The organism is Pseudomonas sp. FG6, from assembly GCF_057809015.1.
This window is the reverse complement of the sequence record NZ_JBMDJD010000028.1, coordinates 40,433-53,732: the sequence shown is the minus strand read 5'-3', so window position 1 is coordinate 53,732 and position 13,300 is coordinate 40,433. Positions and strand designations below refer to the sequence as shown.

The following is a 13,300-nucleotide window of genomic DNA, read 5'->3' as shown; positions in this document are numbered from 1 at the left end:
AACCTGGTACCCCGCGGCGGCTGGTTTGGGGGCTGCTGCGCAGCCCAGCGGGAGCAAGCTCCCTCGCCACGGGATGCTGTGTGGCAATCAGGGCGCCAATGGCAAGAACCGGCTTTGCGCCAACGGCCTGCCGATCTGCCCACGGTGCACATCCACCACCGCGTAAGGGCTTTTCGCCTTGGCCAGCAGGGAGTAGTAGTGCTCCCGCCGTTGCTCCTTGGTTTTCAGATGCGCGACGCTGAAATCGGCTTTCGGCGTGTCGGCCGTTTCGTAGTGAAAATGCGCATACCAGAGCGGCCAGCCGTCGCGGTCATTGACGGCGTATTCCTGTAGGAAGTCCTTGCGCTCGCCTTTCAAGGCTTTGCGTTCGCCGAGTCGGGCGACTTGGATCAGGTTTTTCTCGAACAGGTAGCGCAGGTTGCTGTCGGTGGGGGGCAGTTTCAGGCTCAATTCGATGCGCAGCTCACTGCCCCGGGTGGTCAGGCGCGACACCGCGTTTGCCAGTTGCTCGCTCAGTGTCTGGTCGGCGACGGTGCGTGGGGTTTTCGATGCCGTGAAAGCTCTCTCGAGTTCTTCGCCGAGCCGGCGGTAGCGACTCGCCTCGCTGCTCAGGATCTCCTCGATTTCCTGGGGAAAGCGACATTGCGGTTTATAGCGCTCGGCATTCAACAAGCTGTTTTCCAGTTGCCCAAGCAGTTTTCGCGCGTCGCCCTTGATCGCTTTTAGCGACCTTGTGCGCGGTGCCGGGGCAGGGCGTTGCACTTCCACCAGGTCCCAGACGTCGTCGTGTTGGGAATACGTGGCGAGCAGCTTGTCGTCGAGTTCGGAGCGCAGCTCGACGACGTCAATCGGCAGCGTGGTGCCGGCCGGTTTCAGGTCGCCGATCAGCACGCCACTCTTGCGGGTCTTGATCACCTTTTTCTGCGGACGTCCGGCGGGTGTCTTGCTGCGTTTGGGCGGGCGCTTGCGCGGTTGCGATTCGGGCTTGATCTCGGCGGCCAGCTTCGCGGACGCATCCTCGTACAGCCCCTCGACCAGCCTGAACAACCGGCCGAAATAGGACGTGTCCATGTCATCGGCATTGAGGGCTTTCATGCCCTGCATGGCATCGAGGGCCGCGCCATAGTGCTCGGTCAGGCTTTCCAGCACCTCAAGCTGCTCCGCCGAGGTCAGGTCATAGGTGCTCAGGTCGGATTGGGAGCGCGCCTGCTCCATCAATAGCTGGGTGATGTCGTGCAGGTTCGCGGGAAGGTCGGAGTTCGGGTCCTTGAATATCAGCGCTGCCAGTGTCGGCAATTGCAGGGCCTTGATGGCCAATGCCGTTCGTTCACCCAGCGGACGGTCCCTGGTCAGCCGCTCGAACGCCTGCGCGCCAGCGGCGTCCAGGTTCAACAGCGCGTCCAGGTAGCGATCCCTGAGTTCCAGCCAATGGATCGAACGATCATTGATGTCGCTCAGGGCATCGAGGTAATGAAAGTAGTCGAGGATGTTTTTGACCACGTTCACCTGCAAGGTCGGCTTGTTTTGCGTGAACTGGCTATTGGCGTCATCCAGGGCAGCCAATTCGTACTCGGTGATGACGAAAGCCTTACGGGCGTTATTGACCACGTTCTCCATCAAGGCATGAACGATGTTCGGGGGAAACTGCATGTCGAGGCCGGCGTATTCAGCCGCGTTGTCCAGCAGCTTCAGGTAGCCGTCAGTCTGCTCCTGGAGCAGTGTGTAGTAACGCGCCCGCTTGTCCGCGCGTTGCTCTTCGGTAAATTTTCCTTCCTGGGCTTTGGTCATCACTTCCAGGGCAATGTCCAGGGCGCGTTGCTTGTCGGCTTCCTGTGCACGGTAATCGTTCAACTGCTGGCTCAGTTCGGCCGCGCGCTGGGCCTTGAGGCGGCGCATCTCGGCCAGGCGTTTGGGCGGCATGCCCCCGCGCAGGCGAAGGCGCAGGTCGACGGACCACTGGCCTTGGGTATCTGCTTGCAGCACCGGGCCGTTGCGGGCCGGATCTCTCGGAGCGAGCGGGTCGACGATCGTCGCGGTGCCGTCCGGTTCCGGGCTCACCTGGTACATCGCCCCGTCAACCAGGGCGTGCCAGGTGTTCCTGATGACGTACAGGCCGGTGTAGGGACCGTAGTCGATCGGCGCGGGCAGGGTTGCCGGCCGGGCTACCTGCAAGCGTCGCAGGCGGGCGAGCTGTTGCGCTGTCAAGCGACGGCGGGCGCTGGCGAAGCTCAGGTCCAGGCGGTTGCCGGTGTTCTTGAAGCGTTCCCCCGGCAAGGTCACGGGGCTTTCATGAATGGCCGGTGACGCGGGCGCGGGCCATTGCTCGGGGATGATCCGCGGTGCGGGAGGACGCATCGCCTGTTCCTTGAGTGTTTCGGGCAAAGGGGTACGGGGTGGTGCGTTGACGGAGGGGAACTGGATCAGCAGCAGGCTGAGGTTGAGCAACAGATCGACGGCGGCCAGCTCCCGTGTCACCGGGTCTTCGCTGCCCAGGGCCGGGATGTCCTGGTTGGCGCTGGCCACCAGGTTCCACAGCCAGGCCGTGGCCATGGCCGGGCCACGCAGCAAAGGCAACAGCAGCGTGTTGAATAGCAGGCTGCCGCCATGGAGCAAGACGGCCCAGCGGCTTTCGCTGTTGGACACCGAGTCCCGGTCTGCCTGGGTCACCAGGGCGCGCGCGTTGCTGCCGTAGAGATACTGCATCAGTTCGCCGTTGTGCAGGAATTGCCGCAGCTCGTCGTTGACGCTGTCGACCGCCAGGGTGGCCGGCGCCGGTTTCGCGGGCAGGCTGAACTCATCGCCCTGGTAGAAACGCACGACATGAGGCTCCTGGAAGCCGCCATTGGCGTAGACCGGGCGGGCGGCGTCGGCCATCCAGGTCAGGACACTGTTCTGCAAGTCCCCCGGCGCGACGATGGCCTGCAACAGTGCCTCGCGGGTCGGATATTCCTGCAACGAAGGCGTGTAGAGCGGGCGATACAGCACATGCGGCCCCGTCGCGACGTCCTCCGGTTCGATGATGAACATGTTCGTCACGGTATCGGGGTGGGCTTGGGGCGTGCGCAGCCACGCCAGATGGCGCATGACCACCGGGCGGCCCGCGACCCGTTGCTCGTCGGCGTCGGGCTTGAGGAGGGCTTCGATCAGGGCCAGGCCCTGGCGGCTCATGCCGTTCTCATGGTTGAGCACTTGCTGGAGGGCTTCGAGCGGCAGCTGCGCGGGGAGCTCTTCGGCGAACATTCGCTGGCGTTCAGGGGCTTGCGACGCATCGTCCAGCAGTGCTCGTTGCAGGTAGCGCGGGTAGGCCTTGCCGATGTCCACCTGCTCGATCAGCCCGCCTTTGCGAACGATGAAGTCTGGCGTCAGCCACGCCGGAAGCGCCAGGCCCAGGCGGTGACTGAGCACCGGGCCGGCGCCGGGTCGGCCGACGAGATTATTGATCGCCAGTTCGGTCAGGCTCATCGTTCTTTTTTCGATGAGCCCGACGGTGCCGGGGTAGCCCGCCGCCACACTGAAGGTCAGCTCCACATCGTCGGGCTGGTATTGGTTGGCTCGGGCCTTGGCCGGGCTGCCGTCGTTGGCGCGCTGCATCACCCTGAGCAGTGCGTCGGCGGCAAACGCCTTGATGTCCTGGATGTCGCTGAGAAAGGTGCGACCTCGATTGCGTTGCTTGGCACTGGCCAACGCCAGGGTGTACTGCTGGATCTTCGTCCTGTCGACCACGGAGGCCTGTTTCAGCCAGTCGGGAATCAGCGGGGCGATCCGTGCCGCGGCGGCCGGGATCGCGCGCGGGGCGTCGAGCAGGTAGCGGGCGGGGTCGCTCAACTCGTCGTAGAGTGCCCTGAGGCCTGGCAGGCCGATGCGCGAGGGCAACTGCACCGCGTCGAGGTCGCTCAACTGTTGTTCCAGGATCATGGCCGCCTGGGTCTCGAAGGCATGGCCTTCGATCTCGTGGCGCTGGCATGTCAGGCTGTCGACGACGTATCGGTGGGCGATCCGGGCGCCCCAGTGCCGAGTGAAGGCCTCCATGGATTCGAAGGCCTGGACAACGCCCGCAGGACTGCACAGCAGCAACACTGTCGTGTTGTTCTTGCACTGGGTCAGCAGGATCTCGCTGCCGCTCAACACGCTGCTCGCGCCGGCCCGAGTGAGCCGGGTCTGCAGGCTGTAGGCGTAGACGCCAGACGGGCCATGGCGTCGAAAGCGTTGCGAGCGGTCGGGCCACTGCACAATCTGGTCGAGGGCTTCCCGGGCCTGTTCGGAGAGGTCTTGCTGCAGGCTGCGGATCTGCAACAGGTTCTGGAGTACATCGCTGAGCCACTGCCAACGGCTGGTGCCGGGCTGCCTGTCGGTTGGCGGGTCGGCGTCGATGTTGGCGTTCCAATAACGGGCCAGGGCGTCCTCCAGCCCGATCGGTACGCTCCAGGGCAGTTCCAGCAACAGTTTTTCGATGACTTGCATGTCCAGCTTTCCGTTGTCCGGCGACAGCAGGCGCGGTGGCGCGTCGGACAGGAAGCTGCGCCGCCCGTTGCGATCCTTGAACGCCACCGCAATGCCGAGCGCCAGGTACTCGAGGACTCGCGACAGGAACGGTTCGAGCTGGTAGCCGCTGGACGCCTCATCGGGCGTTGCCAGCCGGGTTTTGGCGAGGTCGAAGGTGAGCGTGGGGTATTTGCTCTTGATCGCTTGCTCGAGCGTGCGTGATACGAATTGCTCGAAGGTCGGGCGATCGGCAAATTGCAGGCTGACGCTGTGTGCCAGCGCGCAAGGGCTGTCAGCCGGAGAGGGCGAGGTCATGGGAAATCCTTTTCATGGGGCGTTGAAAATGACGCCCGGAAAAGTATCGACCTCTGGGTTGCGCGCGGGTGGTACATAGATACCACCGCGGCGCATGGCGTTTGTGTCAGGTGGGGTCGGAACCCAGTACCACGTTCAATGCACTGCGGGCATCGTCCAGTTGCACCAGCGTGGCATGGCGGGCGCCGAGGGCGTCGCGGTTCTCGATGGCGGTGAGGATCGCCTTGTGCCGCGGCATCGCCAGCTCATGCAGGTTGGGCCGCTGGTTGGAGTGCTTGAGCGCTTCGGCGATGGCCACCGACAACATGTTGCACAGGTTGGCGAGCAGGTCGTTGTGGGTGGCGTCGGCGATGCGGCTGTGGAAGTCCAGGTCCGGTTGCAGCAGGGCCTCGGGGGTCGGTGCCGCCTCCATGCGCTGGTAGGCTTCGCGGATGGCGGCGATGTCGCTGTCGGTCGCGAATTGCGCAGCGAGGGCGGCGGCCGCCGGTTCGATGATGCTGCGCACGCTGGTGAGCAAACCAAAGAACTCATTCTGCGGGCTGCTCTGCATCAGCCAGTGCAGCACGTCAGGGTCGAGCATGTGCCATTCCCGGCGGGCCTTGACCACCGTGCCCACGCGCGGGCGCGAATACACCAGGCCCTTGGCGACCAGCACCCGCGTGGCCTCGCGCAGCACCGGGCGGCTGACCGCGTATTCTTCGCACAGCAAGGCTTCGGCAGGGAGCTTATCGTCGGGCTGAAACCGACCTGAGACGATCTGCATGCCCAGTTCCTGGACGATGCGCGCATGCATGCTCTTGCGGTCGGAAGGTTTACGGTAATCCATGGGGCGCGGCGCGATCCTGTACGGGGGGAATGATGCGCATGATAGCAGGCGCGGCGGATATTCATCAGATCGACCCCTTGGATCTGAGTGACCTTGTGGCGAGGGAGCTTGCGCCCGCTCGGTTGCGCAGCGACCGTCCAGGGGTCTGCTTCGCAGTCCAGCGGGAGCAAGCTCCCTCGCCACAGTTGGTGTGACAGTCAACCTGGATGTTGAATGTTCGGCCGCAATTGCGAGCCAGCTCCCACAAGGGGGTTCTCCATTCATCCCGGGCTCAGTGGCGTCAGTGGGAGTGCCGCGGTACCTCCGCGCCGCGACAGCCCACCAGGAAATCGAAGTCACAGCCCTGGTCCGCTTGCAGCACATGGTCGATGTACAACTGGCGATAGCCGCCCACCAGCAGTTGCTGCGGCGGTGCGAGGTCGGCCAGGCGGGCGGCGAGTTCGGCGTCGGGGATGTCCAGGTGCAGGCGGCCGCTGGCGCAGTCCAGCTCGATCCAGTCGCCTTCTTTCACCGCAGCCAGGGGCCCGCCGGCCGCCGCTTCCGGCGCCACGTGCAAGACCACGGTGCCATACGCGGTGCCGCTCATGCGCGCGTCGGAAATCCGCACCATGTCCGTCACGCCCTGGGCCAGTAGCTTGGCCGGCAAGCCCATGTTGCCGACTTCGGCCATGCCCGGGTAACCCTTGGGCCCGCAGTTCTTCATCACCAGGATCGAGTCGGCGTCCACGTCCAGTTCCGGATCGTTGATTCGCGCCTTGTACTCGTCGAAGTTCTCGAACACCACCGCGCGACCGCGATGCTGCATTAATTCAGGCGTCGCGGCGGACGGCTTGAGCACCGCGCCCAGCGGCGCCAGGTTACCGCGCAACACGCAAATGCCGCCGTCGGCGCGGATCGGGTTGTCGAGGGTGCGGATGACTTCGTCCTGGCCGTAGATCGGGGCGTCCTTGGTGTTCTCGCCGAGGCTCTTGCCGTTGACGGTCAAGGCGTTCGGATGGGGGATCAGGTTGGCTTCACCGAGACGGCGCAACACGGCAGGCAGGCCGCCGGCGTAGTAGAACTCTTCCATCAGGAAACGCCCGGACGGCTGCAGGTCGACGATGGTCGGCATGCCGCGACCGATGCGGGTCCAGTCGTCCAGCTCCAGCTGCACGCCGATGCGGCCGGCAATCGCCTTGAGGTGGATCACCGCGTTGGTCGAGCCGCCGATGGCCGCGTTGACGCGAATGGCGTTTTCGAAGGCTTCCTTGGTCAGGATCTTCGACAGCTTGAGGTCTTCACGGACCATTTCCACGGCGCGCATGCCGGACATATGAGCCAGGACGTAGCGCCGAGCATCCACCGCCGGGATCGCGGCGTTGTGGGGCAGGGAGGTGCCGAGGGCTTCGGCCATGCAGGCCATGGTCGAGGCCGTGCCCATGGTGTTGCAGGTACCGGCCGAGCGGGACATGCCGCCCTCGGCCGCGAGGAAATCGTCGAGGGAGATGGTGCCGGCCTTGACCTGCTCGCTCAGTTGCCAGACCACGGTCCCCGAACCGATGTCCTGGCCCTTGTGCTTGCCGTTGAGCATCGGCCCGCCGGTGACGACGATGGCCGGCACGTCGCAACTGGCCGCGCCCATCAACAGGGCGGGAGTGGTCTTGTCGCAACCGGTGAGCAGCACCACGCCATCGATCGGGTTGCCGCGAATCGCTTCCTCCACGTCCATACTCGCCAGGTTGCGGGTCAGCATGGCGGTGGGGCGCAGGTTCGATTCACCGTTGGAGAACACCGGGAACTCCACCGGGAAGCCGCCGGCTTCGATCACACCGCGCTTGACGTGCTCGGCGATCTGCCGGAAGTGCGCGTTGCACGGGGTCAGCTCCGACCAGGTGTTGCAGATGCCGATGATCGGCTTGCCATGGAACTGATGGTCGGCGATGCCCTGATTTTTCATCCAGCTGCGGTACATGAAGCCATTCTTGTCGGCGGTGCCAAACCATTGGGCCGAGCGCAGGGAGGGTTTCTTATCAGACATGATCGATTCTCTTATTGTATGACTATATTGTGCTGAGCTGAGCTTAACATAAGCGCAATTTGTCCGGTTTGGAAGTGTTGTTGCTTAAATAGTATTACTATATAGTCCGGTGCAAAGGAGGGATTGTCCTGGCGTGCATTTGCGAGAGAAATCCCCCGAGGTTCCATAACAACAACAATCGGAGACCGGTCCCATGAGCCAGGAATTGCGGCTGATTCGTCGCATCACGCTGAAACTGATTCCCTTCCTGATCCTGCTGTACCTGATCGCCTACGTGGACCGTTCCGCCGTGGGCTTCGCCAAGCTGCACATGGGCGCCGACCTCGGCATTGGTGACGCAGCCTACGGCTTGGGTGCCGGGCTGTTCTTCATCGGTTATTTCCTGCTGGAGATCCCCAGCAACCTGATGCTCGAACGCTTCGGCGCCCGACGCTGGTTCGCCCGGATCATGATCACCTGGGGCGCCATCACCATCGGCATGGCATTCGTGCAAGGCCCCCTCAGCTTCTATGTAATGCGCTTCTTGCTCGGTGCGGCCGAAGCCGGGTTCTTCCCGGGCGTGCTGTACTACATCACCCAATGGTTCCCGGTGCGCCATCGCGGCAAGATCCTCGGCCTGTTCATCCTTTCCCAGCCCATCGCGATGATGATCACCGGTCCCGTGTCCGGCGGTTTGCTGGGCATGGACGGCGTGCTCGGCCTGCATGGCTGGCAGTGGCTGTTCATCGTCATCGGCCTGCCAGCGGTGCTGTTGACCTGGCCGGTGCTGCGCTACCTGCCCGACGGCCCGCAACAGGTGAAATGGATGGACCAGGCCGAAAAGGACTGGCTGACCGGTGAACTGAAGAAAGATTTGCAGGAGTACGGCCAGACCCGTCACGGCAACCCGCTGCATGCCTTGAAAGACAAGCGCGTCCTGTTGCTGGCGCTGTTCTACCTGCCGGTGACCCTGAGCATCTACGGGCTGGGCTTGTGGCTGCCGACGCTGATCAAGCAATTCGGCGGCAGTGACCTAGTGACCGGGTTCGTGTCGTCGGTACCGTACATCTTCGGCATCGTCGGCTTGCTGATCATCCCCCGCAGTTCCGACCGTTTGAACGATCGCTACGGCCACCTGGCCGTGTTGTATGTGCTGGGTGCCTTGGGCCTGTTTTTCAGCGCCTGGCTGTCGATACCGGCGTTGCAGTTGGCGGCGCTGTGCCTGGTGGCGTTTGCGCTGTTTTCCTGCACGGCCGTGTTCTGGACCTTGCCGGGGCGGTTCTTTGCCGGTGCCAGTGCGGCGGCGGGCATTGCGCTGATCAACTCGGTGGGCAACCTTGGGGGCTACATCGGCCCGTTCGTGATCGGCGCGCTGAAGGAGTACACCGGCAACCTGGCCTCGGGGCTGTATTTCCTGTCCTGTGTGATGGTGTTCGGCCTGGTGTTGACCGGCGTGGTCTATCGCCTGCTGGAGCGCAAGCATGTGCTGCCGGCGGATCAGTTCGCGGCCAGTGCCCGGGGGGCGACGCGTACCTGACCATGAACCCTGTGGGAGCGAGCTTTTGTGGCGAGGGGATAAATCCCCTCGCCACAAAGAAGTCTGCGAAGAGTTCATATTCAAGTTTTGTTTACAGGGAGAAACCCATGCGTCTAGTTCAATTCGAATTGCAAAACGGCGAGCGTCGCGTTGGCGTGGTCGACGGCGACCAGGTGCGCGAAGTGCAGGGCGCTCGTACCGTGCGGGACCTGGCGTTGGCCGCCATCGAAGCGGGCGTGAAGCTTGAGCAGCAGGTCAATGGCCTGGGCCTGGGGGCGAGTCATGACTACCCGCAATTGCTCGGCGAGTTGCGCATCCTGCCGCCGCTGGATCATCCGGACCCGGCGCACCTGCTGGTCAGTGGCACCGGGCTGACTCACCTGGGCAGCGCCTCGGCGCGGGACAAGATGCACCAGCAGGCCGGCGACGAAGCGGCCATGACCGACACCATGCGCATCTTCAAGTGGGGCGTGGAGGGCGGTAAACCCCAGGCCGGGCAGGCCGGTGTGCAACCGGAATGGTTCTACAAGGGCGACGGCAGCATCGTGGTGCGTCCGGGCCATCCGTTCCCGCTGCCACCGTTCGCCGAAGACGCCGGTGAAGAGCCGGAAATCAGTGGCCTGTATGTCATCGGCCACGACGGCAAGCCGTATCGCCTGGGCTTTGCGGTAGGCAACGAATTCTCCGATCACGTGATGGAGCGCAAGAATTACCTGTACCTGGCCCATTCGAAACTGCGCAGTTGCAGTTTTGGCCCGGAACTTCGCCTGGGTGAACTGCCTCCACATTTGTCCGGGACCAGTCGTATCCTGCGCAACGGTGAAGTGCTGTGGCAGAACGAATTCCTCAGCGGCGAGGCGAACATGTGCCACAGTCTCGACAACCTGGAATTCCACCATTTCAAGTACAGTCAGTTCCTGCGTCCGGGGGATGTGCACGTGCATTTCTTCGGCACCGCCACGCTGTCGTTCGCCGACGGCATCCGCACGCAGCCCGGGGACGTGTTCGAAATCAGCCAGGCTGAGTTCGGCGCGCCGCTGGTCAACGGCATTGCCCCGGTGGACGCGGTGTTCAACCCGGGTACTATCGGCACACTCTAAAAGGAGACTTGCGATGAACCAGATCCTTGGCCACAACTACATCGGCGGCGCCCGCAGCGCAGCCGGCCAGACACGCCTGCAAAGCGTCGACGCCAGCACCGGCGAAGCCTTGCCCCACGCGTTCATTCAGGCCACGGCGGAAGAAGTCGATGCCGCTGCCCAGGCAGCCGCGACGGCTTACCCGGCCTACCGCAGCCTGAGCGCCGTGCGCCGGGCCGAGTTCCTTGAGGCCATTGCCGACGAGTTGGACGCACTGGGTGATGAGTTCGTGGCCTTGGTCTGCCGGGAAACCGCATTGCCGGCTGCGCGGATCCAGGGCGAGCGCGGTCGCACCAGCGGCCAGATGCGCTTGTTCGCCAAGGTCTTGCGGCGCGGTGATTTCTACGGCGCACGCATCGACCGGGCGTTGCCGGAGCGCACGCCGCTGCCGCGTCCGGACCTGCGCCAATACCGCATCGGTGTCGGCCCGGTGGCCGTCTTCGGCGCCAGCAACTTCCCCCTGGCGTTTTCTACTGCCGGCGGCGATACCGCTTCGGCCCTGGCTGCCGGCTGCCCGGTGGTGTTCAAGGCCCACAGCGGCCACATGGCGACCGCCGAGCACGTGGCCGATGCGATCATCCGTGCGGCCGAGAAAACCGCGATGCCGGCCGGTGTGTTCAACATGATCTACGGCGGTGGCGTCGGCGAATGGCTGGTCAAGCATCCGGCGATCCAGGCGGTGGGTTTCACCGGTTCCCTGCGGGGCGGGCGCGCCTTGTGCGACATGGCCGCCGCACGGCCCCAGCCGATCCCGGTGTTTGCCGAGATGTCGAGCATCAACCCGGTGATCGTGTTGCCGCACGCGTTGGAAAAGCGCGCTGACAGCGTCGCTCGCGACCTGACCGCCTCGGTGGTGCAGGGTTGCGGCCAGTTCTGCACCAACCCCGGCTTGGTGATCGGTATCCGCTCGCCGCAGTTCACCGCCTTCACCCAACGGGTCGCGGCGCTGATCGGTGACCAGGCGCCGCAAACCATGCTCAACGCCGGTACGCTGCAAAGCTATGGCAAGGGTTTGAGCAAGTTGCTGGCGCACCCGGGCATCGAGCACCTGTCCGGGCGCGAGCAGCAGGGCAACCAGGCCCAGCCGCAGCTGTTCAAGGCCGACGCCAGCCTGCTGATCGAGGGCGACGAGGCGTTGCAGGAAGAAGTGTTTGGCCCGACCACGGTGTTTGTCGAAGTGGCGGACCAGGCGCAATTGACCGCCGCGCTGAACGGCCTGCACGGCCAGTTGACCGCGACGATGATCGGCGAGTCGGAGGATTTCGAGCGCTTCGGCGAATTGACGCCGCTGCTGGAACAGAAGGTCGGCCGCATCCTGCTCAACGGTTATCCGACCGGTGTCGAGGTGTGTGATTCGATGGTTCACGGCGGGCCGTACCCGGCGACGTCCGACGCCCGTGGCACCTCGGTGGGCACGTTGGCCATCGACCGTTTCCTGCGCCCGGTGTGCTTCCAGAACTACCCCGACAACCTGCTGCCCGAACCCCTGAAAAACGCCAACCCGCTGGGGATCCTGCGACTGGTGGATGGGGTGCCGGGGCGCGAGGCGATCCGACGATAGCGGTGGTGCAGCTTGCGAAGAAGCGCATTGGGCTATCATTCCCTCTTTTCCAACGAGCGACTGATCGCCATGACCACCGACACCTTGCTGCACGCCCTGGAAACCTGCGACATGCTGATCATCGACGGCTTGCACGCCTTCGATTTTTCCCTCGACGAGCAGGACCAGTTGCACGTCGAGTGCATGAACGGCCGTACCCTCGAGCATTGGCGTTTTACCCCCGCGCAAATGCAGGCCGCGACGTTCGACACGGCCCTGCACCACTGGGTGATTGCCAGCGATTCGGGCAGCCACCACTTGGAATGCGTGGCGGCGACCAGCGGCCACGACGATGAGGATGACGAACAATGAAAATGCGCATGTTCGGTGGTGGAAGACCCGGGCGGCACCAATGAAATGCTGGTGTTTGCCATCGACCCGGCGGCAGGCACCCTCAAGGAGCTCCAGCGACGTTCCGTCGACGGCGACCATCCGCGGGAATTCAGCCTCGACCCGAGCGAAAAATTCTTGCTGGTTGCCAACCAGAAGAGCAACCAGATCGTGGTGATTGCCCGTGATCCCAAGACCGGCCTGCTGGGTAAAACCGTGCAGAAAGTGGCGATGGACGCGCCCAGCGATTTGAAGTTCATGCTGCGTCAATAGACCGCAGCCCCCGTTTTTCGAGGGCTGCGCCGTTGTATCAACGAGACTGATATTCGCTAGCAGTGCAAAGCATTTCAAGGCGGGACGCCTCGGCGCGTAAGTTTGCTTCACGGCCCAACCGGGCAAATCAGCCAACTGAATCCGAGGTCTACCGCCATGAACCTGAATCTCTTCTCTGTGATCGCCGCTTCCGCTATCTCTGCCACGGTGGCGTTGCCAGCCAGTGCCAGCATCGAGATCAGCGACAAGAAAATCCGCACCCAGAGCTACACCGAGAAATACCTGCAACAAAGCGCCAACTTCTATGCGGCGCTGGACCACAAGAGCCAACACTGAACACCATCCAGACGGCTGAAGCCTGCGATCTTTTCATCTTCACTGTTCCCCCGGTGCGAGAGAAAAGATCGCAGGCTTGGCCAGTGCTTGCGAAAAACACGCTGTAATATCACATGGCCATGTGTTTAAATTTGACGCTATTTAATTGACTCATGTTCCCATAAGGACCGAGACCATGGCGATGCGTCTGGCGATGCTGCTGCTTTTCCTCTATTCCACCCCGATTGTTTCTGCTGCCCAACCGGTTCCCGGCGAGCCTGATGTGGCGCGTGAGCGGTTGTTGAGCCTCTTGAGCGACTGATCGACCAGGTCGGACATCAAGGGGCAATGCGAAACTTTGTGGGAGCAAGGCTTGCCCGCGATGAAGGCAACTCGATTTCTGAAGGACCGTGTTGCTCCCATCGCGGGCAAGCCTTGCTCCCACAGAAATCCCCTCGCCACAGGGCTGTGTGCAGGTAGTTATTGG

General features: G+C 63.3%; 9 protein-coding genes and 1 pseudogene. 7 read left to right on the top strand and 3 right to left on the bottom strand.

Features of this window, described 5'->3' with window-relative positions:
* Positions 1 to 87: 87 nt before the first annotated feature.
* The 3 genes from ACODSJ_RS18220 to ACODSJ_RS18210 all read right to left on the bottom strand — a co-directional run bounded on the left by ACODSJ_RS18220 (position 88) and on the right by ACODSJ_RS18210 (position 7,640).
* Complete coding sequence (locus ACODSJ_RS18220) at positions 88 to 4,797, bottom strand: dermonecrotic toxin domain-containing protein (RefSeq protein ID WP_489103057.1); 4,710 nt, start codon at positions 4,795 to 4,797, stop codon at positions 88 to 90.
* Positions 4,798 to 4,903: 106 nt separating this feature from the next.
* Positions 4,904 to 5,623 carry a FadR/GntR family transcriptional regulator gene (locus ACODSJ_RS18215; protein WP_489103056.1) on the bottom strand — a complete coding sequence of 240 codons (720 nt, stop codon included), beginning with the start codon at positions 5,621 to 5,623 and terminating at the stop codon, positions 4,904 to 4,906.
* A gap of 280 nt (positions 5,624 to 5,903) precedes the next feature.
* Positions 5,904 to 7,640 carry an IlvD/Edd family dehydratase gene (locus tag ACODSJ_RS18210; RefSeq protein WP_489103055.1) on the bottom strand — a complete coding sequence of 579 codons (1,737 nt, stop codon included), beginning with the start codon at positions 7,638 to 7,640 and terminating at the stop codon, positions 5,904 to 5,906.
* A gap of 193 nt (positions 7,641 to 7,833) precedes the next feature.
* Here ACODSJ_RS18210 and ACODSJ_RS18205 point away from each other — a divergent pair, with 193 nt between their 5' ends.
* The 7 genes and pseudogenes from ACODSJ_RS18205 (at position 7,834) to ACODSJ_RS18175 (ending at position 13,135) form a co-directional block, all read left to right on the top strand.
* Complete coding sequence (locus tag ACODSJ_RS18205; protein ID WP_489103054.1) at positions 7,834 to 9,156, top strand: MFS transporter; 1,323 nt, start codon at positions 7,834 to 7,836, stop codon at positions 9,154 to 9,156.
* A 107-nt stretch (positions 9,157 to 9,263) separates the two neighbouring features.
* Positions 9,264 to 10,256: an AraD1 family protein gene (gene araD1 / locus ACODSJ_RS18200; RefSeq protein ID WP_489103053.1), complete on the top strand. Its 993-nt coding sequence runs from the start codon at positions 9,264 to 9,266 to the stop codon at positions 10,254 to 10,256.
* A 13-nt stretch (positions 10,257 to 10,269) separates the two neighbouring features.
* Positions 10,270 to 11,856, top strand: a complete 1,587-nt coding sequence (locus ACODSJ_RS18195; RefSeq protein ID WP_489103052.1) for an aldehyde dehydrogenase (NADP(+)) — start codon at positions 10,270 to 10,272, stop codon at positions 11,854 to 11,856.
* Positions 11,857 to 11,883: 27 nt separating this feature from the next.
* Positions 11,884 to 12,207, top strand: a complete 324-nt coding sequence (locus ACODSJ_RS18190; RefSeq protein WP_489103051.1) for a DUF5629 family protein — start codon at positions 11,884 to 11,886, stop codon at positions 12,205 to 12,207.
* 18 nt (positions 12,208 to 12,225) lie between these two features.
* A pseudogene (locus ACODSJ_RS18185) lies at positions 12,226 to 12,498 on the top strand (lactonase family protein); the annotation flags it as partial.
* 156 nt (positions 12,499 to 12,654) lie between these two features.
* Positions 12,655 to 12,834, top strand: a complete 180-nt coding sequence (locus tag ACODSJ_RS18180) for a hypothetical protein (protein WP_489103050.1) — start codon at positions 12,655 to 12,657, stop codon at positions 12,832 to 12,834.
* A 175-nt stretch (positions 12,835 to 13,009) separates the two neighbouring features.
* Positions 13,010 to 13,135, top strand: coding sequence for a hypothetical protein (locus ACODSJ_RS18175; RefSeq protein WP_489103049.1), 126 nt, complete (start codon positions 13,010 to 13,012; stop codon positions 13,133 to 13,135).
* Positions 13,136 to 13,300: the final 165 nt, after the last annotated feature.

Bases quoted from the DNA above. Each gene is read 5' to 3' on its own strand.
- ACODSJ_RS18205 (WP_489103054.1), top strand. From the start codon at position 7,834: ATGAGCCAGGAATTGCGGCTGATTCGTCGCATCACGCTGAAACTGATT.
- araD1 (WP_489103053.1), top strand. From the start codon at position 9,264: ATGCGTCTAGTTCAATTCGAATTGCAAAACGGCGAGCGTCGCGTTGGC.
- ACODSJ_RS18220 (WP_489103057.1), bottom strand. From the start codon at position 4,797: ATGACCTCGCCCTCTCCGGCTGACAGCCCTTGCGCGCTGGCACACAGC.
- ACODSJ_RS18215 (WP_489103056.1), bottom strand. From the start codon at position 5,623: ATGGATTACCGTAAACCTTCCGACCGCAAGAGCATGCATGCGCGCATC.
- ACODSJ_RS18195 (WP_489103052.1), top strand. From the start codon at position 10,270: ATGAACCAGATCCTTGGCCACAACTACATCGGCGGCGCCCGCAGCGCA.
- ACODSJ_RS18175 (WP_489103049.1), top strand. From the start codon at position 13,010: ATGGCGATGCGTCTGGCGATGCTGCTGCTTTTCCTCTATTCCACCCCG.
- ACODSJ_RS18210 (WP_489103055.1), bottom strand. From the start codon at position 7,640: ATGTCTGATAAGAAACCCTCCCTGCGCTCGGCCCAATGGTTTGGCACC.
- ACODSJ_RS18180 (WP_489103050.1), top strand. From the start codon at position 12,655: ATGAACCTGAATCTCTTCTCTGTGATCGCCGCTTCCGCTATCTCTGCC.